Source organism: Alcanivorax sp. 1008 (genome assembly GCF_020667895.1).
GTDB lineage: Bacteria > Pseudomonadota > Gammaproteobacteria > Pseudomonadales > Alcanivoracaceae > PGZG01.
In genome coordinates, this window is sequence record NZ_JAFMPS010000006.1 from 88,169 (window position 1) to 113,264 (window position 25,096).

The window sequence follows — 25,096 nt, forward strand, 5'->3', positions numbered from 1 at the left end:
CTGGATGTGGATGTGGACACGCTGGCGGCAGTAGCCACCACGGGCAACATCTATATCAGCGAAGCGGATGGCCTGAACCTGACCACGGTGGCGGACTTCGATGTCACGCGCATTGGTCTGGACAGCAGCGCGACGCCGACGGCGGTAGGTGCGCTGTCGAATGTTCTGGCAGGTAACCACGTGAAGATCGAGACGGTGGCCAATGGTCTGACCGTGACTGACACCGTGACTGCAACGGGCGGCGATCTGCTGCTGGATGCGGCCGGTGATCTGGCGATTGATAACGCGGTGGCAGCGACGGCAGGCAACGCCAGCCTGATTGCGGGTGGCGCGATTACCCAGGCAGCAGATGGTGATGTGAGCGTGGCTGGCAACCTGGATGTGGAAGCGGGTGGTGCGATCACCATGAACGCTGATGCGTCCAGCACCTCTACCGGTGGCGGCAATATGCGTTACCTGTCGACGGTGGGCGATATCACCCTGGGTGTGCTGAATACGGGCACCGGTAACGTTCGCGTTCAGGCACTGAGCGGCAGCATTGTGGATGGCCGTACTGCGCTGACCAACGTGAGTGCGGTGAACCTGCAGCTGTTGGCGAGCGCGAATGTTGGCGCGGCCGGTGCGGATGCACTGGATGTGGATGTGGACACGCTGGCGGCAGTAGCCACCACGGGCAACATCTATATCAGCGAAGCGGATGGCCTGAACCTGACCACGGTGGCGGACTTCAATGTCACGCGCATTGGTCTGGACAGCAGCGCGACGCCGACTGCGGTAGGTGCGCTGTCGAATGTTCTGGCAGCTAACAATGTGAAGATCGAGGCGGTGACCAATGGTCTGACCGTGACGGACACCGTGACGGCAACGGGCGGCGATCTGCTGCTGGATGCGGCGGGTGATCTGGCGATTGATAACGCGGTGGCAGCGACGGCGGGCAACGCCAGTCTGATTGCGGGTGGCGCGATCACCCAGGCAGCAGACGGTGATGTAACAGTTGGCGGTACGCTGGATGTGAATGCTCAGGGTGGTGACATCACCATGACCAACGGAGCGATCAGCGCAGCCACCGGCAACATCCGTTACCTGGCCACCGGCGACATCCGTCTGGCGAGCCTGAATGGCGCTAATGTGCGGGTGGAAAGCACCGGCGGCAGCATTATCGACAACGGCGACGCCGATGTGGATATCATCGCGCTCACCGCTCAGCTTCAGGCGGCCAATAGCATTGGTGAGCCCAATGCCAGCAACAATGGTCTGCTGGAAACCACTGTGGGCACTCTTGGCGCATTGGCTACCACCGGCGGCATCTACATCGATGAGACTGATGCGCTGGTGATTGGCTCGGTGCCTGCCATTGACGTATTCCGTATCGGCATCGACAGCTCGTCCACTAATCAGCCGGGCGGTGTGTTGGCGGGAGTATTCGCTGGTACTGATGTGATCATTCGTGCCAACAACGACCTGACGGTAGACAACGGCGTGTTCGCCATCGCTGGTGATCTGCTGCTGCGCTCTCAGGCGGGTAACGTCCAGTTGAATGCTGGTGTCACCGCGAGTGCGGGCAATGCCACCATTGATGTGGTCAACGGCACTCTGGGTCAGTCCGCGGATGGCGATATCACCGCAGGTAGCGACATTTATGTCGATGCCAGTGGCACCATCACCATGGACGATGGCGCGCTGAGCAACGCCACCGGCAACCTGTTCTACGGTTCCGGCGCGGATCTGTTGATTGGCGGCCTGGCAGCCAGCGACGTGCTGGTAGATGTCACCGGCAGCATCATCGACAACGGTGATGCCCATGTGGATGTGGTTGCGACCACTACCCAGCTGCGCGCAGGCGCCAGCATCGGTGAGGCCGCTGGTACCAACAACGGCCCGCTGGAAACCACAGTGACCACGCTGGCGGCAACTGCTGGCACCGGGAATATCTACATCAGCGAGACCGATGCTCTGGAAATCGGCTCTGTGGCGGCTATCGATGTGAACAGCGTCGGCCTGAATGCGGGCGTTACCCTTAACCCGGGTGCGCTGCTGGAAGGTGCGCTTGCTGCCCAGAACCTGAAGGTGGAGGCGGTTGCCGGCGGTATTACCGTGAGCAACGCGGTGGATGCTACCAATGCCGATCTGCTGCTGGATGCTCAGGGTGGTGATCTGGCCATCAACGCCACTGTGGATGCGGGCGGCAACGCCAGCCTGCTGGCCAGCGCCAATGTCACCCAGTCTGCGGACGGTGATGTAACGGTTGGCGGCACCCTGGATGTTGAGGCTCGGGGCGGCGATATCGACATGACTGACGGCGCTATCAGCAGCGCGGTAGGCAATATTCGCTACGAGGCCAGTGCTGACATTCTGCTCGCCAGCGTGAGCGGCGCGGATGTGGAGATCACTGCGGGTGCCAGCATCATCGACAACGGTGAAATGGACGTCGATGTGATTGCTACCAACGCTCAGCTAGTGGCGGGCAGTGGCCTTGATAACAGCATCGGCGAAGTGAGCGGTACCAATAACGGGCCGCTTGAGATCACTGTTGAAGTGATTGCTGCGCAAGCGCTTCAGGGCAACGTCTACTTGTCGGAAACCGATGATCTGGAGATCGGCTTCGTCGCACCCATTGATGTCAATCGTGTAGGCATCGACAGCAGTGCCGCCTTCATGCCGGCAAGTCAGCTGACTGGCATACAGGCGAGCGCTGAGATTGATGTGGAAGCGGACGATATTCTGGTTGTTAACGAAGTGCGCTCATTCACAGGCAACATCCTGCTGCGCGCCCGTGATGGTGGTATCGATCAGACCGGAGCGACGTTGATCGCTCCTGACCTGAACCAGATCATCGCCATGGCCGGCGACATCGAGATGATTGCTGACAACGGCGACATCCTGCTGCAGCGTGTCTCTGCGGACGGCAACACCGTGACGCTGACCGCCAGCGGCCAGATTTTGAATGACAATCTGGGCCCTGACCTGGCAGGCCAAGTGAACGTGATTGCCGACACGCTGATTGCCAGCGCCAATGACGCCATTGGTGTGACCGCAGCAGGTCAGTTCACTGATCCGACCAATGAGCAGCGTCTGATCACTGAGGTTGAGAACGATATTCAGGTGTTCCTGGCGCAAGCCGGAACTGTGGCTATCGACAACACCTCCACGGATGGTTCAGTGGATGTGGTCTTTAACCTGCCACTGGCTGACGCCAGCAATGGCTCCTCGGTCTGGGTGCGTAGCACTGAAGCCCTGCGTGCCCTGGGTCTGGAGTTCGCTACCGAAAGCGGTGGTGTTGAGTTCGACGGTAACCTGCAGCTGCTGGCAGTGAATGGTGACCTGACTCTGAACGAAGCGCAGGTGGGCGATGCGAATGACGTCAATCTGGTTGCCCAGTGGATGCGTCTTGAGGCGGCCCGTGGTGCCTTCCGCAATGGCGATACCAATCGCTTCCAGCAGGTGGGTGATGGCCTTGGCCTGACCGCAGATGAGCTGGTGCTCATCACTGGTGGTGATCTGGGAGTCAGTGCAACGGTTGATAGCCTGAACGTCATCGGCACCGGTCTGTATCAGGTGGCGGTTGGCGGTACACCGGGCACCGGTGGCGAGAATGCCGATCTTGATCTGCAGCTGAGCCGCCGTGACATCGCGCTGGTGGACGAGGCGATTCGCTTCGAGACCATCATTATCGATCGTCAGGGTGATCCGGCACCGAGCTGGATTGCGGATCTGGATACCTTCTTCCAGGGTCTGGGTGCCGCGGGCTGGCAGGAAAACGTGTTCGGCCTGTTCACCACCGGCACCGCGCGGGTCATCAGCCTGCGTCAGGATGACGGCGTCAACACGACTCACGATGGCAGCATCCGCTTCGTTGATGATGTTGAAGCCGGTCAGCTGTCGCTGCCTGCCGATCTGACCATCGAAGTACGTGCTGGTGAATTCGGCACCGACTACGCCGGTACCATTTATGTCGACTCCGGCGTCACCTTCGTGGCCCAGAACGTTGGCACCCCGGTGACCGGTACGGCGTCGATCTTCGGCAACGTGCTGATTGACGGTAGTTTGGTGGTACAGGAAGACCGCTCTGTTGAACTGCAGGGCCGTGGTGGCGACATCATTATCGACTCGGATGAAAGTGCGGCAGGTCGTGTGCTGCTAAGCCCGGGCCTCGGCTTTGATGTGATCTTTACCAATGCGGCGACCTTCACTGTGACCCAGGGCCTTGGCGCCGAAGGTGATCTGGTGATCCTGTCCGCCCGTAACGTGGTAATGGATCCGGATACCGCGATCATCGCTGATGGCAGTGTGCTGATTGGTGCAGACAACATTACTGGTGATGTGGTGCTGGCTGAAGGCGGCACCGCAGTGCAGGGTGACGTGATCCTGTACAACGTAACCGGCAATGCCAACGGCAACGGTATCGGTGATGTGGTGGTGTACACCACTGGCGAGGCGGCGGGTGATACCTACTCGTTCGACTTCGGTAATGGTGCGCAGACCTACGAAATCAGCGGTCGCATTGTGCTGGGTCGTCAGGACGTCTTTGACAACCTGATCACTGAGCTGACCAACGATCCGTTGTTCCTCGACAACCCGGCGAATATTCCAGCGCCGGCAGTGCAGGCGGTCAATGTGCGCCTGATTGCTGCTGACTCTATCGAGTCGGGCTGGGCGGTGGACTACGACGCTGGATTGCTGCCGGAGCAGGAGCTGGTTCATGTGGTCGCTACTGAGACCATGGAGCTGCGCGCAATCAACGGCACCGTTGGTGGCACTGTCGCGCCGCAGGGCGTCGAAGGTCTCACCCCGGCAGAGCAGCCGCTGCGTGTTGTGGTTGGTGATCTGATGCGCCTTGGCGCGGGTGATTACGACCGCTACGCCACCTCGGTAAATCTGGTGGGCACCGCTGAGCGCTTTGAAGAGATCCGCCTGACCCCAGGACTGATCACCTTCAACAGCTGGCAGATCGGTGGCAACCTGGAGCCGAAGTTTGTCTCCGGCACTGGGCCAGATGCATCGGCCTATGTGATGGCGGGTTACGGTGAGCTGGAGCGTCGTCCTGCGCAGGCTGGTGTGGCACTGTCCCATGGCACTGACAATGCGCTGCAGCTGATCTCCTTTGTACCGGGTCAGCCGGAGCCACTGACCGCCCTGTGGGTGGTGGATGACTCTCCGTTCGGCAACGTAGTGCTGGATAAGCCTGAAGAGGAGCCAGTCCGCGGCTTTGTGGTTCGTCGCGGTGACACCCTCTGGGATCTGGCTGAGGAGTTCCTCGGTGATGCACAGCGCTGGGAAGAGATCTGGTGGCTGACCACGCCGCATATCGACAACCCGGATCTGATCGAGCCTGGTCAGGAAGTTATTCTGGGACGTGAGCAGATAGAGCGGCTGGAGCAGATCCGGGAAGAGGAAGAGGCTGAGGCCAATCCCTGATCAGCGAGTGCTTCTGCACCACAACGACGGGCCCTTCGGGGCCCGTTTTTTTATGCAGGGGGGTTAGTCAGGGCGACGCCGACCAGGAGTCCGACCGAGAAACAAAAAAGGCCCCCGTCAGGGAGCCTTTCTAAATTGGTGCCGAGGAGAGGACTTGAACCTCCACGCCCTTTCGAGCACTAGCACCTGAAGCTAGCGTGTCTACCAATTTCACCACCTCGGCAGGCGTTGAAACTCTGTTACCAGAGCGCGCGTATTCTAGAGGATGGACACTGCTTGTCAACGATGGAATTTAACCTGGCATGGCAAAACCTGCTGTTGCTGTCGGATTCTGCAGCTATGGAGTAAGCTGGGCGCATAGATTATCCCGGTGCGAGGCCATCTCTGGTCCCGTCTCCCCCTACGCAAGGAAGTATTTTCCGCCATATGGCAAAGAAAAAACGATATCAGGACCCCCACGCCGCCCGAGAGGCGGAGCGTTATGACAACCCCATCCCCAGTCGGGAACTGATTCTTCAGGTTCTCGACGAACAGTCCCGCCCTCTGGCCATGGAAGAGCTGCTAAGCCACCTCGCGGTCAGCGGTGAAGAGGCGGAAATAGCCTTTGAGCGGCGCCTGCGGGCCATGATCCGAGACGGCCAATTGGTGCGCAATCGCTCGGGTCTGTTTGGCCCTGTCCGACGGATGGATCTGATCGCTGGTCGCGTGCAAGGCCACCGAGATGGGTTTGGCTTTTTGGTCACCGACGAAAAAGGGGCCGAGGATCTGTTTCTGTCACCACGGCAGATGCAACAGGTGCTGGATGGCGACCGGGTTCTGGTCAGTGTCGAAGGGCGTAACCGGTTTGGTAAGAAAGAAGCCCGCATCGTCGAGATTGTCGAGCGCGGCACCACGGATCTGGTTGGTGTTTATCAGTCCGAAGGCGGCGCCCACTTTCTTACTCCCCAGAATCGCCGTCTGTCCCGTGAAGTGTTGATTACCCAGCTCAATGGCTTGAAGCCGGATCCCGGCGATCATATTCGCACCAGCATTGTTCAGTATCCGACCCAGAACAAACATCTGTTGGTCGAGTTGGAAGAAATTATTGCCGCGCCGGACGAGCCAGGCATGGAAGTCGATGTGGCAGTACGCAATTTCGATATTCCCTTTATGTGGCCCAAGGACGTTGAAGAGCAGGCCGATGCAATCCCGGCTGAGGTGCAGGAGAAGGACAAGGAAGGTCGCATTGACCTGCGTGACTTAACTCTGGTTACCATCGATGGCGAGGATGCTCGCGATTTTGATGACGCGGTTTATATCGAAGCGCGCAAGCGCGGTGGTTGGCGCTTGATCGTTGCTATCGCTGATGTTTCCCACTACGTCATGCCCGGCACACCGCTGGATCAGGAGGCGGAGACCCGTGGCACGTCAGTGTATTTCCCGCAACGGGTTATCCCGATGCTGCCAGAGAAGCTATCTAATGGCCTGTGCTCACTTAACCCGGATGTGGATCGCCTGTGCCAGTTCTGTGAAATACAGATAGCGGCCAGCGGCAAGATCACCAAATTCCAGTTCGGGGAGGGCGTGATGCGTTCCCATCATCGGCTGACCTATAACCAGGTTGGCGCGCTGATTGAGCAGCCGGAGTCGCCGCTGGCCAGGGACTTGGCCAAGCGTCTTGATAAGCGCACGCAGACCATGCTGTGGCAGTACCATGATTTGTATGGTGCTCTGCGCAGTCAGCGGGAAGTGCGTGGTGCGATTGACTTCGAAACCACAGAAACCAGAATTATTTACGATGACAGTCGCAAGATTAGTGCCATCGAGCCAGTGGTTCGCAATGTCGCCCATAAGATGATTGAGGAAGCGATGTTGGCGGCCAATATCTGCGCCGCCCGGCTGTTGGAGAAGTCCGGTTTGCCGGCCCTGTTCCGTAATCATGAGGCGCCCAAAGCGGAGAAGCTCAAATCGTTGCAGAAGTTCATCAGTCCTTTGGGGCTGAAGCTCGACTGGACAGAAAAGATGGGCCCGCCAACGCCTGCTGCATTTCGTAGCCTGACTCAGGCTATTGCTAATCGGCCGGACCGCGAAGTAATCCAGACAGTCATGCTGCGCTCTTTGACTCAGGCCAAGTATCAAGCTGAGAACAAGGGACACTTCGGTTTGGCTTACAAAGCCTATACCCACTTTACCTCGCCGATTCGTCGCTACCCTGACCTGCTGGTTCACCGCGCTATCCGCTATTTGATTCGCAGCGGTGAAGGTGGCAATCAAGTGGTCGGTGGGCCTGGTCTGGTGGCGCGCATGCGTGGCGAGGCGAAAAAGCACTCCTTGCCCTACACCCCGGAAAAGATGATTGCCTTGGGTGAGCACTGTTCCCTCACCGAGCGTCGCGCTGATGAGGCTACCCGTGATGTGGTGCAGTGGCTCAAGTGCCAGTATATGCAGCAGCATCTCGGCGAAGAATTTGATGGTGTGGTCAGCGGTGTCGCTTCCTTTGGCCTGTTTGTACAGATCGGCGACCTGTTTATCGAGGGCATGGTCCATGTTGCCAACTTGGATAGCGACTACTACCACCACGATGAGGTTCGTCATGCTCTGGTGGGAGAGTCGTCGGGCCAGAGTTACGCCTTGGGCGACAGTGTGCGCATTCGCATTGCCGCAGTGAATATTGAGGATCGCAAAATTGATCTGCTGATGGCGGGTAAGCCTCAGTCACGTAAGAAGAGCGTTCGTGATCAGGTTGCTGCCGGGGAGTTTCCCGGCAAGCGTGGAAGCAAGGACAAGCCATCAGGCAAGGGTAAAACAGCGCCAAAGGGTAAGTCTTCCGGCGCTGCGCGCAAGCCAGCAAAGGCGCCTCGCCCAGCCACTGGCAAGACAGCTGCACCGGCTAGCAAGACTGACGGCGCCAGTGATAGCGCTGAGAAGTCAGGCAGTGGCCGCTCACGCCGCCGCCGCGGGGGCCGTAGCAAGTCATGAGCAAGCCGCAAATGTACTCTGGCTACCACGCGGTGGCAGCCATCCTGCGCCATCGCCCCGAGGCAGTGCTGGAGTTGTTTGTTCAGGATACCCGCGCAGAGCGGGGCGAAGAGCGTCTTGATGCGTTATGTAGTGAGGCCGAGCGGCTCGGTGTTCGACCCCAGCGGGCTCGTCGTGATGTGCTGGAAAAGCACGCCGGACCACAGCATCAGGGGGTGGTGGCCAGAGCCAGGCCGCGCGCGCCAGGCGATGAGGGTGCGCTGTTGGCACACCTTGATCGGCTTGATCATGACCCTCTATTGCTGGTTCTCGACGGCGTCACCGACCCTCACAATCTAGGTGCTTGCCTGCGCAGTGCTGATGCCACCGGCGTGGATGCGGTGATTGTGCCGAGAAGACACGCCTGTGGTTTGACTCCGACGGCCTGCCGCAGTGCAGTTGGCGCGGCTGAGTCTGTGCCCTATTTCGAGATCGGCAATCTCTCCCGGGTGCTTGAGCTGCTTCGTGAGCGGGGTGTCTGGGTGGTTGGTACAGCGCTGGAGCAGGATAGCCAGTCTCTGTTTGAATTCCAGTCGCAGGGTCCGCTGGCTCTGGTGATGGGTGCCGAGGGTGATGGCATGCGTCGCAGCACCATGGAGAAGTGTGACTATCTGCTGGAGATTCCCATGCGCGGGGAGGTGGAAAGCCTGAATGTGTCAGTGGCCACTGCCGTTGTGCTGTATCAGTTGGTGCGAGGCCGCGGCTAGCGGCTAGCGGTGGGCTGAGTGAGGCTGGCTAGCGTGTGCCTGATCTGTTTGCGACAGGGCCGGTAGTGGTGGCTCAAGATTGGGCGGTAGACGAGTGACCTCCTCCAAGTCCTCAAGCAACAGCTCAGTCATGGCGCTGGCGGGCTTCTCTGGTTGTTCGTGTTCTGCTCCCAGCGCTCCGTCTATGGCCTTGTCAGACATGTCCTCAGAGGCAAGGCTTTCCAATGGAAAGCTGATGTGCGTGGTACGGTTGAAGCGTAGCGGTTCAGAGTAATTTGGTTGCTGGTAGCCGCTGGCATTGCGTACCGCTGTCTCCAGATCTTCTGGACCAGTAATGGTGTGCCAGTCGTCGGGATCGTGCTCCGCAGCAGATTCTGCTGGCAGTGGGGGCAGTTCACCGCGAGCGGCCCTGGCGGCCAGCTGATCCCTTTCCCGTTGCCAAAGCAGAATATCGGCAACGAATGCCTCGCGGTCCTGATAGTTTTCAATTTTGGGTCTGGGCGAAAGCCAGCCGGTAAGGTACCCGCTTTCAGATGCCTGTGCCTGACCGGTAAAGGTCCACAACAGCGCTATCAGTAAAGTCGAGCGTCCCATGGGGTCACCGGAAATTGATGGTTATGCCGAACTCGCCGCAGCTGCTCAGGCAGTTTTGAACATAGATATCGCTGGTGCCGTAAAGAATATCCTCCTCGCCCAGATAAAGAGTCAGGCTGCCGTCGTCAGAGTAGGAAATGCCTTGCAGGCGGCCGCCAAAGTTGTCGTATAGAAAGGCGGTGAGTACGTCCCGCTCCCGTAGCAGCAGCACGTCAGAGAGTTGTTGGCCGCTCAGGCCGGCAGCGTTACCGCCGTCCTCGACGCCATTTAGCGGGCCTTGCAGGGCCAGCAGTATATTGCGCAGGCTGTCTGCTATTGGTCCGTCTTCCAGGCTGATCAGGGAGGTATTGATAGCTTCGCTGGCCATGGAAGCGTTGGGCAGACCCGGAAGGCCGAAGCTCTGCGATGTGCTGCGGTTGTACCAGCTCTGGTTGCTGCTGTAATCAAATGGTGGCTGGCTGGCGGAGCGCTGCACGGCGCTATCCAGATTCTCGGCCTGAGAGTCCATTAGAGGGGCTTGGCGGTACAGTTCCGGGCACAGCTTCTGGTGTTTGCGCTTCTCTTCCTCTTTGGCCTTGTGTTCCATGGCCGCAACGAGGAAGTCGGTATAGTCGCCAAATGCGCCCATTACTGGCTTATCGCCCAGCACGACCGGCGATACACAGTCGTTCGCTTGGGCAGAAACAGCAAGCACCGCCGACAGAGCAGCGACAGCACAAAGCCTGAAATGACGTGACAGATCCATCGGGCGTCACCGTTATTGTTTTATGTTGTTAGAGTAATTCTCAGACGCTGGTACAAGGATACGGCTTCGCCCTCGGGAAGGCAATGTCCGGAAACTTGAGTTCGGGGGCTGTGATGGGCTAGAATCCGCGCCCCCGAAGCGCTATCCGGCCAGATTCTATAGTTTCTGGTCAGGTGGCCTCGGCTCCTTGCCTCACCGCATGCTGCGGGAGGCTGCCAAAACCACAGGGAGCAGATAATGCGCCATTACGAAGTTGTGTTTCTGGTTCACCCGGACCAGAGCGAGCAGGTGCCTGCCATGATCGAGCGCTACACCACGCTGATCAAGGATGGCAACGGTACCATTCACCGCCTTGAAGATTGGGGTCGCCGCCAGCTGGCTTACCCGATCAACAAAATCCACAAGGCTCATTACGTTCTGATGAACATCGAATGTGACGGCGAGACACTCAAAGAGCTCGAGAACACCTTCCGTTTCAACGATGCGGTAATCCGTCATCTGGTGATGCGTCAGGATAAAGCATTGACCGAGGCCTCGCCGCTGGCGAAGTCGAACGAGAAGGAGGAGGTGTCCGCCTGACGCCGTCAGTGCAAAACCAGTGTGTATTGACCGGTCAGGTGGTTGCCATTGAGCCGGTTCGTCAAACCCCAGGCGGTGTAGCAAGGCAGAGGCTTTGGCTTGAACATCGTTCCCGGCAGGAAGAGGCCGGGGTTGCCCGGGCCGTTGAAGCGCGCATTGCGCTAATACTGGCAGGTGAGGTAGCAATCGGCAGCGCCGCGCAAGTTCGCGAGGGCAGCCAGATTCAGGTCAGCGGGTTTATCGCCCGATCAGGCCACCGGGGGGAGGCGCAGGACAGACTGGAGTTGCACGTACAGGCACTGGTGCACCTCGATTGAGAGAATTTCTGGAGAATATTCATGGCTCGTTTTTTTCGTCGTCGCAAGTTTTGCCGTTTCAGCGCTGAAGGCGTTGATCGGATTGATTACAAAGATCTGGAAACCCTGAAGGGTTACATCACCGAAACCGGCAAGATCGTGCCGAGCCGTATTACCGGCACCAGCGCACGCTATCAGCGTCAGCTGGCTCAGGCGATCAAGCAAGCCCGTTATCTGGCTCTGCTGCCGTTCTCAGACAGCCACGACAACTAAGCCCGGGGAGACAGATCATGCAAATTATTCTGCTCGAGAGAGTTAAAAACCTGGGCGATCTGGGCGCTGTTGTTGATGTGCGCGCAGGCTATGGCCGTAACTTCCTGATCCCGCAGGGTAAAGCGCTGCCGGCGACCAAGGACAATCTGGCCACGGTTGAGGCTCGTCGTGCCGAGCTGCAGGCACAGGCTGCTGAGCAGCTGGCTGCTGCACAGGCCCGCGGCGAGAAGCTGAATGGTGCCTCTATTAGTCTGGCTGCCAAGTCTGGCGATGAAGGTAAGCTGTTTGGCTCCGTCGGCACCCGTGATATTGCTGAGGCGATCACTGCCCAGACAGGCGTGGAGCTGGAGAAAGCTGAAGTGAAGCTGCCGAATGGTGCATTGCGCAACACTGGTGAGTTCGAGATCGACGTACAGCTGCACAGCGACGTAACTGTCGCTATCAAGCTGGCGATTGTTCCGGAGGAATAAGCCTTTGCCCCTTGCCGGGCTCTGGTGACACAATGCGGGCACTGTCAGCGATGACAGTGCCCGTTTTCTTTTTATTGCCCTGCGGTTTTGCCAAGCTATGAGTGAACCACTGAATATCGACCAGCATCTGCCCGAAAGTTTGCGTCTGCCGCCCCAGTCTGTGGAGGCGGAACAGGCTGTGCTGGGGGGGTTGATGCTCAGCGAGGATGCGTGGGATCAGGTTGCGGAACGGGTCGGCGAGCACGACTTTTACCGCAAGGAACACAAGCAGATTTTTCGGGTCATGCTCGGGCTGGCTGAGCAGAACCAGCCTCGGGACATGATTACCGTGTCTCAGGCGCTGCAGCAACTGGGGCAATTGGAAAGCGCCGGTGGTGTGGCTTATCTGAGTGATCTCGCCCGCAATACCCCGAGTGCGGCTAATATCTCTGCTTACGCGGATATCGTCCGTGAGCGTTCGGTACTACGCCAGCTTATCAGTATCTCGAACAAGGTTTCCGATCGAGCGTACAACCCCAAAGGGGCGGCTAGCGCAGAGATTCTTGATGAGGCCGAGTCGGGTATTTTTGCCATTGCCGAACAGCAGCAAAAGGGAACCGGCCCGCGCGCTATCAAGGATGTGTTGACCAATGCGGTTGGTCGTATTGAGGAGCTGTTCCGTAACAAGGCACTGGTTACCGGGGTGTCCACCGGGTTTGATGAGCTGGATAAAATGACCGCGGGCTTGCAGCCTTCGGATATGGTGGTGGTGGCTGCTCGCCCTTCCATGGGTAAGACCACATTCGCCATGAACCTGTGCGAAAGCGTTGCTATCAAAAGCGGTAAGCCGGTGCTGGTGTTCTCCATGGAAATGCCGGCAGAAAGCATTGTTATGCGTATGCTGGCCTCGCTGGGCCGCATCAACCTGCGTAATATTCTTTCCGGTCGTTTGACCCAGGACGACTGGACCCGAATTGCTTCCGCAATGCAGTTGCTCACCCCGCAGAAATTCTTTATCGACGATACTCCGGCGCTTAGCCCGATGGATATTCGTGCTCGTGCTCGTCGCGTTGCCCGTGAGTGCGGCGGTGAGCTTGGCATGATCATGGTCGACTACCTGCAGTTGATGCAGGTGCCCGGCGTGGAAAACCGGGTTAATGAAATCTCTGAGATTTCCCGGTCATTGAAAGGCCTGGCCAAAGAGCTGAATGTTCCCGTGGTTGCTTTGTCCCAGCTTAACCGCTCACTGGAGCAGCGCCCCAACAAGCGTCCGGTCATGTCGGATCTGCGCGAATCCGGCGCCATCGAGCAGGACGCCGACGTCATCATGTTCCTGTACCGTGATGAGGTATATAACAAGGAAAAGTCCGAGGAAAAGGGTATGGCCGAAGTTATTATCGGCAAGCAGCGTAACGGTCCGATTGGCACCGTGCGGCTGGCGTTTCGCGGCGAGTTCACACGCTTTGATGATCTTGCTCCCGAGTATTATCAGCAGTATCAGTCGAGCGAATAATCATGCGCGGTACCCGGCTGGAGCTGCGTTCCGATTCCCTTCGTCACAATGCCCGTCGTGCCCGCCAGTTGAGTGGGGGCGCTTCCGTATTTGCTATGGTCAAGGCAAACGGTTATGGCCATGGCTTGGTGTTTGTCGCCCAATCTTTGATAGAAGATGTGGATGGTTTCGGTGTCGCTGTGCTTGAAGAGGCGAAAGCATTGCGCGCCGCAGGCATTGGCGCGCCGATCATGCTGCTTGAAGGTGTATTCGACGCCGATGAGTTGATCACTGCTGCGGCGCTTGGCTGTGAGTTAATTGTGCATAGCGAGTGGCAGCTTGAGCTTCTTGAGTCCACGCCACTTGCTGAGCGGGTGTCTGTCTGGCTGAAACTTGATACGGGTATGCATCGGCTTGGTTTGCCTTTGGCGGAGCTGGATGCTGTGGTGTCACGTTTACAATGCTGCCCCGCAGTGTCTCTTGTTGGTATGGCCAGTCATTTCGCCTGTGCCGATATGCTCGGTGACTCGATGAGCGAAGCGCAGTTGCAGAAAGTTCGCTATGCTGCAGCGCGCTATGAAGTGCCCTATAGTGCGGCGAATTCTGCCGCCATATTCCGCTACCCGCATAGTGTCGGTCGACGTGTTCGCCCCGGTATTATGCTGTACGGCTCCTCGCCATTTGCAGACCGTTCCGCAGCATCTCTTGGTCTACAGGTTACCCAACGATTAAGTGCAAAAATTATTGCCATCAATCAGGTGCCGTCAGGCGATGCGGTGGGTTATGGCGGTGACTGGCGTGCGCAACGTGATAGCCGTATTGCGGTGGTGGCCATCGGTTATGGTGATGGTTATCCGCGTCACGCTCCATCGGGCACGGCGCTGGCAGTGAAGAATGTTGATGGCGCTTGGCGCTCGGCAACTCTGGCGGGGCGTGTCTCCATGGATATGATTACCATTGATGTGACAGACCTGCCGCTGACTCAAGTTGGCGATGAAGTGGAGTTGTGGGGTGATCAGGTTAGTGTGGATGATGTGGCGCAAAGCTGCGGCACGATTAGCTATGAGTTGTTTTGTCGTCTGACCGGTCGACCTGAACGGGAATTTCTTTGATGGCAAAGCGCAAGATTGCTTACGTATGCACTGACTGCGGTGCGGACTTCCCCAAATGGCAGGGCCAGTGTCCGGCCTGTGGTGCGTGGAATACCTTGAGTGAATTCGTGACGGAGCCGGCCATGCCGGTTTCGCGCAGCGTTGAGCGCAGTGGCTACGCCGGTGAGTTGTCGGAAGTGCGCCGCCTGGATGAAATTGAGCTCACTGATACGCCTAGAATTATCACCGGGATTGGTGAACTGGACCGAGTTCTGGGCGGCGGTTTGGTGCCGGGCTCGGCAATTTTGATTGGGGGTCACCCGGGCGCTGGCAAGTCGACTTTGCTATTGCAGGTGATGTGCCAGCTAGCCAAGGGGCTGCCTTGCTTATATGTGACCGGCGAGGAGTCACCGGCTCAGGTTGCGATGCGCGCCGATCGGCTCAAGTTGCCACGGGACGGCCTCAGGCTCGCGGCGGAAACGGATATCGAACGTATTCTGGAGTTGGCGCGCAAGGAGAAGCCCCGGCTACTGGTCATAGACTCTATTCAGGTGATGTATCTGGCGGGCCTGCAGTCTTCGCCTGGCAGTGTTGCTCAGGTGCGCGAGGGCGCTGCGGTACTGACACGCTTTGCCAAGCAAACTGGCACCGTATTGCTGTTGGTGGGCCATGTTACCAAGGATGGCTCGCTGGCTGGACCGAAAGTGCTTGAGCACATGATCGATTGTTCATTAATGCTGGAAGGTTCGTCGGATGCCCGGTTTCGGACCCTACGGGGATTGAAAAACCGTTTCGGGGCAGTCAATGAGCTGGGTGTCTTCGGCATGACGGGAGAAGGTTTGCGCGAGGTAAAAAACCCCTCGGCGATTTTTCTCAATCGCTCAGATGAAGTTGCTTCCGGCTCTTTGGTGACAGTGGTTTGGGAGGGCACCCGTCCGCTGCTGGTGGAGCTGCAGGCGCTGGTGGACCAGAGTCACTTGGGCAACCCGCGCCGTGTTGCGGTTGGCCTTGAGCAGAATCGTATGGCCATGCTGCTGGCGGTGCTGCACCGGCATGGTGGCATCCAGCTTGGCGATCAGGATGTTTTTGCCAATGTGGTGGGTGGCGTAAAGGTGGTAGAAACAGGTGCCGATCTGGCGCTGTTGCTCGCCATGGTTTCCAGCTTCCGTAATCGGCCGTTGGCAAAAGATCTGGTGGTGGTTGGCGAGGTGGGCCTGAGTGGCGAAATTCGCCCGGTACAGCAGGGTCAGGATCGTTTGCAGGAAGCCGCCAAGCATGGTTTTCGCCGCGCCATTATCGGCAAGGGTAATGCCCCGCGGGCGCCCATAGCTGGTATGGAAGTGCTGCCGGTGGCGACATTGTCCGAGGCGTTGGCTTTAATTGACTGAATGGAAAATGGTTAGCTTATTTGCCGACCAGATTCTTCACAGCGTCTTCGTCACCAAGGTTGAGTTCGACAATGCGGCGCAGGTGCTGCATGTCGCTAACATCAATCAGCACGAAAATCAGCCCGGCTTGATCATCGCTGATGTGACGTACCTGGCTTTCCAGGGTCAGGTGGATCGGGCTGTCATCCAGGGTCAGTGTCAGACGGCACTCGTCATCAGCGTGTACGGACTCGCTTTGGGGCAGACGAATCTGTGCGCCGCGCACCGAGATATCCAGCAGCTCAACTGGCAATAGCCGTTCGCCGATATGCAGCCGCGCGGTGCCCTCAAAGGGCACCCGGGAGAAACGGCGTTTGTCTTCGGGGTTGCTCATACTTCAATCCGCTTGTAACGCACCCGCTTTGGTTGCAGGGCTTCCTCGCCCAGGGTGCGGCGCCGGTACTCTTCAAACTCTGTATAACTGCCTTCAAACCACTCCACTTTTGAGTCGCCTTCAAAGGCAAGAATGTGGGTGGCGACCCGGTCAAGAAACCAGCGGTCGTGAGAGATAACAATGGCGCAACCGGGGAAGGCAAGCAAGGCTTCTTCGAGGGCGCGCAGTGTCTCGACATCAAGGTCGTTGGTTGGCTCATCAAGCAGTAGCACGTTGGCGCCTTGCTTCAGTAGCTTGGCCAGATGTAGTCGGTTGCGCTCACCGCCGGACAGGTCCTTGACCCGCTTTTGCTGGTCGGCGCCCTTGAAATTGAAGCGGCCGATATAGGCCCGTGACGGCATTTCGAAGTTGCCTACCTTGAGGATGTCGAGGCCATCGGAAATTTCTTCCCAGACGGTCTTCTCTCCAGCAAGGTCTTCACGGGACTGGTCCACATAGGCCAGCTGCACGGTGTCACCGCGGACGATCTCGCCCTTGTCCGGTGTTTCCTGATCGGTCATCAGGCGGAACAGAGTGGTTTTACCGGCACCGTTCGGGCCGATAATGCCAACGATGGCGCCGCGCGGTACCTTGAAGCTAAGGTCTTCGTAAAGCACTTTGTCGTCAAAGTGCTTGGATACGCCATTAAGCTCGAATACCAGCTCGCCAAGGCGTGGGCCGGGCGGGATATACAGTTCCTGAGTGGCGTTGCGCTCCTGAAAATCAACACTTGCCAGCTCCTCGAAGGCGGCTACCCGTGCCTTGTTTTTGGAGCGGCGGCCTTTCGGGTTCTGCCTTACCCACTCAAGCTCGCGCTCCACGGTCTTGCGGTGGGCGCTTTCGGACTTGGCCTCCTGTTCCAGGCGCTTCTCTTTCTGCTCTAGCCAGGATGTGTAATTGCCCTTCCAGGGGATTCCTTCGCCACGGTCCAGTTCCAGAATCCACTCGCAGGAGTTGTCGAGGAAGTATCGGTCATGGGTTACTGCAACCACGGTTCCGGTGAACTCGTGCAGGTAGCGTTCCAGCCAGGCCACCGACTCGGCGTCCAGATGGTTGGTGGGCTCGTCCAGCAGCAGCATATCCGGGGCGGACAGAATCAGTCGGCACAGAGCGACGCGACGGCGCTCGCCGCCGGACAGGTGCTTAACCTCCGCGTCCCAGGGGGGCAGGCGCAGGGCGTCAGCGGCGATCTCCAGCTTGCGCTCCAGATCATGGCCTCCGGCGGTTTCCAGAATGGCCTCCAGTCTTGCTTGTTCTTCGGCAAGCTTGTCGAAGTCCGCGTCTTCCTCGGCATAGGCGGCGTAGACTTCCTCAAGGCGCTGCTGAGCCGCCTTTACTTCACCAAGGGCTTCCTCGACCACTTCGCGCACGGTCTTGCTGTTATCCAGCTCTGGCTCCTGGGCCAGATAGCCGATTTTGATGCCGGGCTGGGGACGGGCTTCACCCAGGTAGTCCTTGTCTACCCCGGCCATGATGCGCAGCAGGGAGGATTTCCCTGAGCCGTTCAGGCCCAGCACACCGATCTTGGCGCCGGGGAAGAAGGACAGAGAGATGTCCTTGAGAATCTGCTTTTTCGGCGGGACGATCTTGCCGACCCGATTCATGGTGAAAATGTACTGAGACATGGGGATTCCGTTGCGGGGAAAGTCTGGAAAAGTGCGCATAAACTAACGGAAATAGGGGCAGGTTGAAAGTCAGCGCAGGGGCGATTTGGCATGTCAGGCCGGGCTGAGCGAGGCTTCAGGTTGCCAGACTGGGGCCGCTGCCGTGAAACCCCCTTCACTCACGTCAGGCAAAGTGATTTAAGCCCCTCATTCGGCTAGAATGCGCCCTCCCCGCAAACCAGGTTACCGAGAAGGCACACTCATGTTTGGCAAAGACCACACCATCGCTGCGTTTGACCCGGAAATTCAGGCTGCCATCACGGCGGAAGAGAAGCGCCAGGAAGCCCATATCGAGCTGATTGCTTCGGAAAACTACGCCTCCCCGGCGGTGATCGAAGCTCAGGGTACCGTGCTGACCAACAAATACGCCGAGGGCTATCCCGGTAAGCGTTACTACGGCGGTTGTGAGCATGTCGATGTGGTCGAGCAGCTGGCCATTGATCGTGCTTGCCAGTTGTTTGGTGCCGATTATGCCAATGTGCAGCCTCACTCCGGTTCCCAGGCCAACGGTGCCGTGTTTCTGGCCCTGCTGAAGCCGGGCGATACCGTGCTGGGCATGAGCCTCGCTCACGGTGGTCATCTCACTCATGGCGCGGCGCCGAACTTCTCAGGCAAGACCTATCACGCCGTGCAGTACGGTCTGAATCCGGAAACCGGCCTGATTGATTACGACGAAGTCGAGCGTCTTGCCGTTGAGCACAAACCGAAGATGATTATTGCCGGCTTCTCGGCTTATTCGCAGGTACTCGACTTCCCCCGTTTCCGCGCCATTGCTGACAAAGTCGGGGCTTACCTGATGGTGGACATGGCCCACGTTGCGGGTCTGGTTGCAGCAGGTGTTTATCCGAATCCTGTGCCATTTGCTGACGTGGTTACCACCACCACCCACAAAACCTTGCGTGGTCCCCGTGGTGGTCTGATTCTGGCCAAACGCAACGAAGAGCTGGAAAAGAAATTCAACAGCGCAGTATTCCCTGGTGGCCAGGGCGGACCGCTGATGCACGTGATTGCTGCTAAGGCGGTGTGCTTCAAGGAGGCGCTGGGAGCCGACTTCAAGGGCTACCAGAAAGAGGTGGTGGTTAATGCCAAGGCGATGGCGGCGGTATTTATTCAGCGTGGCTATGACGTGGTTTCCGGCGGCACAGAAAATCATTTGTTCCTGGTTAGCCTGATCAAGCAGGACGTTACCGGCAAAGATGCTGATGCGTGGTTTGGCAATGCCCACATTACCGTTAACAAGAATGCGGTGCCGAATGATCCGCGCAGCCCCTTTGTTACCTCCGGTTTTCGTGTTGGCACCCCGGCGGTCACCACTCGTGGCTTTAGTGAAGCGGATTGTCGTGATCTGGCCGGCTGGATGTGTGACATTCTGGATAGCAAGGGTGATCAGGCAGTAATTGACGGTGTGCGTGAAAAGGTTTCCGCCATTTGTGCACGTCTGCCGGTATATCAGCACTAATTATTTTCTTTATCGGGAAATGAGATGCACTGTCCGTTTTGCGGCGCCGACGATACCAAAGTAATTGACTCCCGCCTCGTCGCTGACGGCGGGCAGGTGCGTCGGCGTCGCGAATGCGGCAGCTGTGGCGAACGTTTTACTACTTTTGAAACCGCCGAGTTGGTGATGCCGCGGGTGATCAAGTCTGACGGCAAGCGTGAGCCCTTCGATGACGTCAAACTGCGTGCTGGCTTGATGCGTGCCCTCGAAAAGCGTCCGGTTAGTCTGGAAGCGGTGGATGCTGCGGTAACCCGCATTACTCACAAGCTACGTGCCACCGGCGAGCGCGAAGTGCCGGCGCGGGTAGTGGGTGAGCTGGTGATGACGGAGCTGCGTCAGCTCGACACCGTGGCTTATGTGCGCTTTGCTTCGGTGTATCGGAGCTTTCAGGATATCTCTGATTTTCGCGCTGAAGTTGATCGCCTCGAGCAATCCAAGGATGCTTAGCACCAGTTACGGTTTTCTGCGGGCCAGATCATGACCGTTTCCGACCTTGATAGTGGCTATATGCAGCGCGCGCTAACACTCGCGCAGCGAGGCCTTTACACCACTGATCCAAATCCACGGGTAGGCTGTCTGATCGTCACAGATGGCGAAGTAGTTGGTGAGGGCTGGCACCAGCGCGCCGGCGAACCCCATGCCGAGCGTCATGCGCTTGCCATGGCCGCAGACGCCGCCCGTGGCGCGACCTGCTACGTGACGCTGGAGCCCTGTTCGCATACCGGACGCACCGGCCCCTGTGCGGATGCCCTGATTGCCGCTGGTATCGACCGCGTGGTGGTGGCAATGCAGGATCCGAACCCGCTAGTGGCGGGGCAGGGTCTGGCGAAGCTGCGTGACGCGGGTATCAGCGTTGATTGCGGTCTGCTGGAAACGCAGGCGCGGGCGCTTAACCCCGGTTTTATCAAACGCATGCAAACCGGCATGCCGCTGGTGCGCATCAAGCTGGCCATGAGTCTGGATGGCCGCACCGCCATGGCCAGCGGCGAGTCGAAGTGGATTACCGGGCCGGTGGCACGGCAACAGGTGCAGCGACTAAGGGCCCGTTCATCGGCAATCGTCACTGGTATCGGTACGGTGCTGGCGGATGATCCGGCGCTGACTGTACGTGTCGAGGATTGGTCGACAAATAATTATCTCGGTGCTGTGCGCCAACCACTAAGGGTGGTGCTGGATGGCAAGCTGCGCCTGCCTCTGGATGCCAGATTGTTAAGCGAGGATGGTGATGTCCTGATCATTAGTCAGGCATCGGCGGTGTTGGCTGGCGCACTGCAGCAGCGCGGCGCAGAGGTGCTGACTTTGCCAGGCTCTGGTTCTGGCACCGATTTACGTGAGCTGCTCAAGCTGCTCGGTGAGCGAGGCTGCAACGAAGTGCTGGTGGAAGCCGGGCCAATGCTGGCGGGCGCCTTTGTTCGTGAGCAGTTGTTTGATGAACTAGTGGTATTTATGGCGCCGACGCTACTCGGGTCGTCAGCACGGCCACTGCTGTCGTTGCCGGAAATTGGCAGTATGGCGCAGCAGCGTCGGCTGCAACTTGATCGAGTTGAGCAGGTCGGTGACGATCTTTGCCTGACTTATTTTCCGGCCTGATTTTTCGATAATCGCGAGATCGCCGAGCGATCGCCGCGAACTAAAACGGAGATAGACATGTTTACCGGTATTGTTGAAGCGAAAGGTGAAATTGTCAGCCTGACGCCAAAGGGTGGTGATGTCACTCTGCGCATTCGTACCGGTGTGCTGGATTTGTCGGACGTGCAGCTCGGTGATTCAATCGCGGTGAATGGTGTATGTCTAACCGCAGTGACCTTGCCGGGAGATGGTTTTACTGCTGATGTGTCCGGCGAAACCTTGCGTCTGACCACACTTGGTAATTTGCGTGCCGGCAGCATTGTCAATCTTGAGAAAGCGCTGACCCCAACCACTCGTTTGGGCGGCCATCTGGTGTCCGGGCATGTTGATGGCCTTGGTGAAGTGGTGAGCATGAAGCCGGACGCCCGCTCGATTCGTTTCGATATTCGCGCGCCGGATGAGTTAGCCAAGTACATTGCCCACAAGGGTTCGATCACGGTGGATGGGATCAGTCTCACTGTGAATAGTGTGGAGGGCGCGGTGTTCAGTCTGAACATTGTGCCGCACACTCAAAAGATGACGACCATTGCCGAGTGGCAGCCGGGCAGCAAAGTAAATCTGGAAGTGGATGTGATTGCCCGTTATCTCGAACGCCTGCTGATGGGGGAGCGTGCGGCGCAGTCCGGCCAGTCAGGCGGAATTTCCATGGCATTTTTGGCCGAAAACGGCTACCTGAAGCCGTAGCGGCTTGCTGGAGAAAAGCATGAAGATGAACAGTATTGCGGAGCTGGTTGACGATTTGCGCGCTGGCAAAATGGTGATCCTGATGGATGATGAGGATCGCGAGAACGAAGGCGATCTGGTGATGGCTGCAGAGCATGTCACCCCGGAAGCCATTAATTTTATGGCCAAGCATGCTCGTGGCTTGATCTGCCTGACGTTGACTCAGGAGCGTTGCAAGCAGATTGACTTGCCACTGATGGTTGGTCGCAATGGCACTCAGTTGGGTACTAATTTCACCGTTTCTATTGAAGCAGCTGAGGGCGTTACTACAGGCATTTCTGCTGCTGATCGTGCCAAGACTGTTCAGGTAGCGGTATCCAGAAATGCAAAGCCCGCTGACATTGTTCAGCCCGGACATATTTTTCCATTAATGGCCCAGCCCGGTGGTGTATTGCATCGTGCAGGTCATACCGAAGCTGGTTGTGATCTGGCTCGTATGGCGGGCAAGGAGCCGGCAGCGGTGATTGTCGAGATTATGAACGATGATGGCACCATGGCGCGTCGTCCTGATCTGGAAGTCTTTGCCGAGCAGCATGATTTGAAGATCGGCACCATCGCGGACTTGATTGAATATCGCATGACCAACGAAAAAACCGTTGAGCTGGTTAGCGATAACTTATTGCCCACCTGGTATGGCGAATTCCGATTGCTGGCGTTCCGCGATACGGTGGACGACATGACCCATGTGGCGTTGGTCAAGGGCAAGCCAGAGCCGGAGCAAATTACCACGGTGCGTGTGCATCAGGTGGATCCGCTGCGCGATCTGATGAGCGCTAAAATGGATGGCCGTACCGGTTGGAATATGCATCGAGTACTTGAGGAAGTTGCCGCCAGTGATGCCGGTGTGGTGATTATTCTGGGTCAGGATTACGCATCCAACCATATGCAGGGCATGATTGAGGAGTATTTCTCCGGCAAGCGTCGCCCGATTAACAGCAGCGGTCCGGCCTATCGTAATATTGGTACCGGGTCGCAAATTCTGCGAGAGCTGGGCGTGCGCCGTATGCGTTTGCTGTCATCACCGATGCGCTTCAATGCTCTATCGGGGTTTGATCTGGAAATTGTTGAATACGTTGAGGCACAGTAATTGTTGGCAGGGCGCTCCGGTGGTGCCCTGCTAAAGCTGACCAATAAAATCTTTTACCGCATCGACAAAGAGATCGTTCTGGTCGCCGGCTACCATGTGGCCGGCACCACTCACATCTACTACCTTTGAGCCGGGAATACGCTGGCGGAACTCCGCAGTGATGGATTCATCAATTACATCACTGTGGCTGCCACGTACCAGTAGTACAGGTTGGCTGAGTTTTTCTGCTGCCGTGTAGAACCGCTCGTCATCATGTACATCACTTTCTTCCCGGCCGCGCTGGAAGTCCTCCAGCATCTTTGGGTCCCAATGCCAATACCAGCGACCGTCGGATCGCTGGCGCAGGTTTTTCTTGAGGCCATCCGGGTTGCTACGTTGGCTGCGTTGCGGTTGATATGCGGCAACGGCTGCGGCGGCATCCTCCAATGATGCGAAGCCATCACGGTGCGCTGCCATAAAGCCAAGTATCCGATCGACACCATCGGCCCGCAGTCGTGGTGCGATATCAACCAGTATCAGGGCTCGGGATATTTCGCCGCTGTCGCCACCATTTGCTATCAGAGAGGCGAGTCCACCCAGTGAGGCTCCGACGAGTACCGGCTCGCGCTGCAGTGACTGAGCTAGCTCAATAACATCGTCAGCAAATTGTCGAATCTGGTAGTTGCCGGGCCAATCGCTGTCGCCATGGCCTCTCAAGTCGACACTAATAGCTCTCCAGCCGGCCTGTGCTAGAACTCTTGCGCTGCCCTGCCATGCATGGCGGGTTTGTCCGCCGCCATGCAGAAGGATTATCGGCGCGCCATCTTCGGGGCCGTAGCTGGAGTAGGCCAAGCGGTGTCCTGCTCTGGTGTGAAAGTATTCCATATGGCGGCACCTGATAGGTTCCTGCCTATTATCCTCATATGTATGGCAGCGCCCATGACAGCAATTCAGTCGGTGAGCTTTATAGTCAGTCGTCAAGCAAATCCATGCCGCGCTGCAACTGCCCGATCCAGTCAATCCGGGTGGCTCAGGGGGAGTTCCCCGCCGAAAAAGTCAGGAACAAAGGCGACGAACTGGTTACAATGTCCGCCTTTTCCGGCTGCGGCCGATGTCAGGGGGTTACATGACCGAATTCAACACCATCGAAGGCAACTTTCAGAATGTGGGTGGTCGCTACGCGATCGTTGTTTCCCGCTTCAACAGTTTTGTGGTCGAGGCTCTTCTTAGCGGAGCAGTAGACACTCTGGCGCGGCATGGCGTTAATGCTGGCGACATTACCGTGGTGCGCGTGCCCGGCGCCTGGGAGATGCCGGTGGCGGCCAAGCGCCTGACCGACAAGGGCGGCTATGACGCCATCATCACTCTGGGCGCGGTGATTCGTGGCGGTACCGCCCACTTTGAATATGTGGCGGGCGAAGCTGCCAAAGGTATTGCTGCGGTGCAGAATGCCAGTGGTGTGCCCATAGCCTTCGGCGTGCTGACGGTGGATAGCATCGAGCAGGCCATCGAACGCTCTGGCACCAAGGCTGGCAATAAGGGCGCTGAAGCGGCTCTCTGTGCTCTGGAAATGGTCAGCCTGTTCAAGCAGCTCTGATGACCGACCAGACCCCGGTTCCGTCTACCCCGGCGGCGCGTCGCAAGGCGCGCCGCTTTGCCCTGCAAGCTGTTTATCAATGGCAATTGTCGAAGAATGATGTGGGCGACATTGAGGTGCAGTTTCTTACGGATAACGATATGAAGAAGGTCGACCGGACCTATTTTCATGAGTTGCTGCATGGTGTTCCGGCGCGGCTGTCCGAGCTGGATGCGGCCTTGCAGCCAGCCCTTGATCGGCCGTTGATCGAAGTTTCTCAGGTGGAGAAGGCGATCTTGCGGATCAGTGCCTTTGAACTGCTGGCTCGCCCTGATGTCCCTTGGCGGGTAATCATCAACGAGGGTATTGAGCTTGCCAAGGTATTTGGTGCGGACGATTCCTTTAAGTACGTCAATGGGGTGCTGGACAAGGTGGCACGCCGTCTGCGCACAGAAGAGGTGCGCGGTTTCTGATCTTTTCCTGACCCGCTCCTGCTGGCGGG

At 57.8% G+C, this 25,096-nt stretch carries 22 protein-coding genes and 1 tRNA gene; 17 read left to right on the forward strand and 6 right to left on the reverse strand.

Annotated elements, in window-relative coordinates; translation table 11 throughout:
* The first annotated feature begins 12 nt into the window (after nucleotides 1–12).
* Complete coding sequence (locus tag J1C54_RS09130; protein WP_229146672.1) at nucleotides 13–5,415, forward strand: LysM peptidoglycan-binding domain-containing protein; 5,403 nt, start codon at nucleotides 13–15, stop codon at nucleotides 5,413–5,415.
* A gap of 136 nt (nucleotides 5,416–5,551) precedes the next feature.
* Here the strand turns inward: J1C54_RS09130 and J1C54_RS09135 are convergent.
* Nucleotides 5,552–5,638, reverse strand: a tRNA-Leu gene (locus tag J1C54_RS09135).
* A 203-nt stretch (nucleotides 5,639–5,841) separates the two neighbouring features.
* On the opposite strand from J1C54_RS09135, the gene rnr reads away from it, so the two are divergent.
* Nucleotides 5,842–8,373, forward strand: coding sequence for a ribonuclease R (gene rnr, locus J1C54_RS09140; protein ID WP_229146673.1), 2,532 nt, complete (start codon nucleotides 5,842–5,844; stop codon nucleotides 8,371–8,373).
* The gene (rlmB, locus tag J1C54_RS09145; protein WP_229146674.1) at nucleotides 8,370–9,119 is read left to right on the forward strand and encodes a 23S rRNA (guanosine(2251)-2'-O)-methyltransferase RlmB; all 750 of its coding nucleotides are present in this window, start codon (nucleotides 8,370–8,372) and stop codon (nucleotides 9,117–9,119) included. The genes rnr and rlmB overlap by 4 nt, the downstream gene beginning before the upstream one ends.
* A gap of 3 nt (nucleotides 9,120–9,122) precedes the next feature.
* Here the strand turns inward: rlmB and J1C54_RS09150 are convergent, their stop codons facing one another.
* Entirely contained in the window at nucleotides 9,123–9,713 is a 591-nt protein-coding gene (locus tag J1C54_RS09150; RefSeq protein WP_229146675.1) for a hypothetical protein, read from the reverse strand.
* Between the two features lie 4 nt (nucleotides 9,714–9,717).
* Nucleotides 9,718–10,458, reverse strand: a complete 741-nt coding sequence (locus tag J1C54_RS09155) for a hypothetical protein (RefSeq protein WP_229146676.1) — start codon at nucleotides 10,456–10,458, stop codon at nucleotides 9,718–9,720.
* A gap of 237 nt (nucleotides 10,459–10,695) precedes the next feature.
* On the opposite strand from J1C54_RS09155, the gene rpsF reads away from it, so the two are divergent.
* The 7 genes from rpsF to radA all read left to right on the forward strand — a co-directional run bounded on the left by rpsF (nucleotide 10,696) and on the right by radA (nucleotide 16,026).
* Nucleotides 10,696–11,037 carry a 30S ribosomal protein S6 gene (gene rpsF, locus J1C54_RS09160; protein WP_229146678.1) on the forward strand — a complete coding sequence of 114 codons (342 nt, stop codon included), beginning with the start codon at nucleotides 10,696–10,698 and terminating at the stop codon, nucleotides 11,035–11,037.
* An 8-nt stretch (nucleotides 11,038–11,045) separates the two neighbouring features.
* Nucleotides 11,046–11,354, forward strand: a complete 309-nt coding sequence (gene priB / locus J1C54_RS09165; RefSeq protein WP_229146682.1) for a primosomal replication protein N — start codon at nucleotides 11,046–11,048, stop codon at nucleotides 11,352–11,354.
* A gap of 21 nt (nucleotides 11,355–11,375) precedes the next feature.
* Nucleotides 11,376–11,606 carry a 30S ribosomal protein S18 gene (rpsR, locus tag J1C54_RS09170; protein WP_229146685.1) on the forward strand — a complete coding sequence of 77 codons (231 nt, stop codon included), beginning with the start codon at nucleotides 11,376–11,378 and terminating at the stop codon, nucleotides 11,604–11,606.
* Between the two features lie 17 nt (nucleotides 11,607–11,623).
* The gene (gene rplI / locus J1C54_RS09175; RefSeq protein WP_229146687.1) at nucleotides 11,624–12,076 is read left to right on the forward strand and encodes a 50S ribosomal protein L9; all 453 of its coding nucleotides are present in this window, start codon (nucleotides 11,624–11,626) and stop codon (nucleotides 12,074–12,076) included.
* A gap of 97 nt (nucleotides 12,077–12,173) precedes the next feature.
* On the forward strand, nucleotides 12,174–13,568 hold the full coding sequence (gene dnaB, locus J1C54_RS09180) for a replicative DNA helicase (RefSeq protein ID WP_229146689.1): 1,395 nt from the start codon (nucleotides 12,174–12,176) through the stop codon (nucleotides 13,566–13,568).
* Nucleotides 13,569–13,570: 2 nt separating this feature from the next.
* A complete protein-coding gene (gene alr, locus J1C54_RS09185) occupies nucleotides 13,571–14,659 on the forward strand; it encodes an alanine racemase (RefSeq protein WP_229146691.1) in 1,089 nt (362 codons plus the stop codon).
* Nucleotides 14,659–16,026: a DNA repair protein RadA gene (radA, locus tag J1C54_RS09190; protein WP_229146693.1), complete on the forward strand. Its 1,368-nt coding sequence runs from the start codon at nucleotides 14,659–14,661 to the stop codon at nucleotides 16,024–16,026. Before alr ends, radA begins: the two co-directional genes overlap by 1 nt.
* Before the next feature lie 16 nt (nucleotides 16,027–16,042).
* On the opposite strand, the gene J1C54_RS09195 is transcribed toward radA, so the two are convergent.
* Both J1C54_RS09195 and ettA read right to left on the reverse strand, forming a co-directional pair.
* Complete coding sequence (locus J1C54_RS09195) at nucleotides 16,043–16,399, reverse strand: PilZ domain-containing protein (RefSeq protein ID WP_229146696.1); 357 nt, start codon at nucleotides 16,397–16,399, stop codon at nucleotides 16,043–16,045.
* Nucleotides 16,396–18,063, reverse strand: a complete 1,668-nt coding sequence (gene ettA, locus J1C54_RS09200; protein ID WP_229146700.1) for an energy-dependent translational throttle protein EttA — start codon at nucleotides 18,061–18,063, stop codon at nucleotides 16,396–16,398. The genes J1C54_RS09195 and ettA overlap by 4 nt, the downstream gene beginning before the upstream one ends.
* A gap of 241 nt (nucleotides 18,064–18,304) precedes the next feature.
* On the opposite strand from ettA, the gene glyA reads away from it, so the two are divergent.
* The 5 genes from glyA to ribBA are packed head-to-tail and all read left to right on the forward strand — an operon-like array spanning nucleotide 18,305 to nucleotide 23,039.
* The gene (gene glyA, locus J1C54_RS09205; protein ID WP_229146704.1) at nucleotides 18,305–19,561 is read left to right on the forward strand and encodes a serine hydroxymethyltransferase; all 1,257 of its coding nucleotides are present in this window, start codon (nucleotides 18,305–18,307) and stop codon (nucleotides 19,559–19,561) included.
* 24 nt (nucleotides 19,562–19,585) lie between these two features.
* Nucleotides 19,586–20,047 (forward strand): transcriptional regulator NrdR, encoded by a 462-nt coding sequence (gene nrdR / locus J1C54_RS09210; protein ID WP_229146706.1) that lies wholly within the window; start codon nucleotides 19,586–19,588, stop codon nucleotides 20,045–20,047.
* Between the two features lie 30 nt (nucleotides 20,048–20,077).
* Nucleotides 20,078–21,190, forward strand: coding sequence for a bifunctional diaminohydroxyphosphoribosylaminopyrimidine deaminase/5-amino-6-(5-phosphoribosylamino)uracil reductase RibD (gene ribD, locus J1C54_RS09215; RefSeq protein ID WP_229146707.1), 1,113 nt, complete (start codon nucleotides 20,078–20,080; stop codon nucleotides 21,188–21,190).
* A gap of 57 nt (nucleotides 21,191–21,247) precedes the next feature.
* A complete protein-coding gene (locus J1C54_RS09220; RefSeq protein ID WP_229146708.1) occupies nucleotides 21,248–21,913 on the forward strand; it encodes a riboflavin synthase in 666 nt (221 codons plus the stop codon).
* Nucleotides 21,914–21,932: 19 nt separating this feature from the next.
* Nucleotides 21,933–23,039, forward strand: a complete 1,107-nt coding sequence (ribBA, locus tag J1C54_RS09225; protein ID WP_229146710.1) for a bifunctional 3,4-dihydroxy-2-butanone-4-phosphate synthase/GTP cyclohydrolase II — start codon at nucleotides 21,933–21,935, stop codon at nucleotides 23,037–23,039.
* Between the two features lie 30 nt (nucleotides 23,040–23,069).
* On the opposite strand, the gene J1C54_RS09230 is transcribed toward ribBA, so the two are convergent.
* Entirely contained in the window at nucleotides 23,070–23,903 is an 834-nt protein-coding gene (locus J1C54_RS09230; RefSeq protein ID WP_229146714.1) for an alpha/beta fold hydrolase, read from the reverse strand.
* 241 nt (nucleotides 23,904–24,144) lie between these two features.
* Between J1C54_RS09230 and ribE the strand changes: the two genes are divergently transcribed.
* Nucleotides 24,145–24,615: a 6,7-dimethyl-8-ribityllumazine synthase gene (ribE, locus tag J1C54_RS09235; protein WP_229146715.1), complete on the forward strand. Its 471-nt coding sequence runs from the start codon at nucleotides 24,145–24,147 to the stop codon at nucleotides 24,613–24,615.
* The gene (nusB, locus tag J1C54_RS09240) at nucleotides 24,615–25,067 is read left to right on the forward strand and encodes a transcription antitermination factor NusB (RefSeq protein WP_229146716.1); all 453 of its coding nucleotides are present in this window, start codon (nucleotides 24,615–24,617) and stop codon (nucleotides 25,065–25,067) included. Before ribE ends, nusB begins: the two co-directional genes overlap by 1 nt.
* The last annotated feature ends 29 nt before the right edge of the window (nucleotides 25,068–25,096 follow it).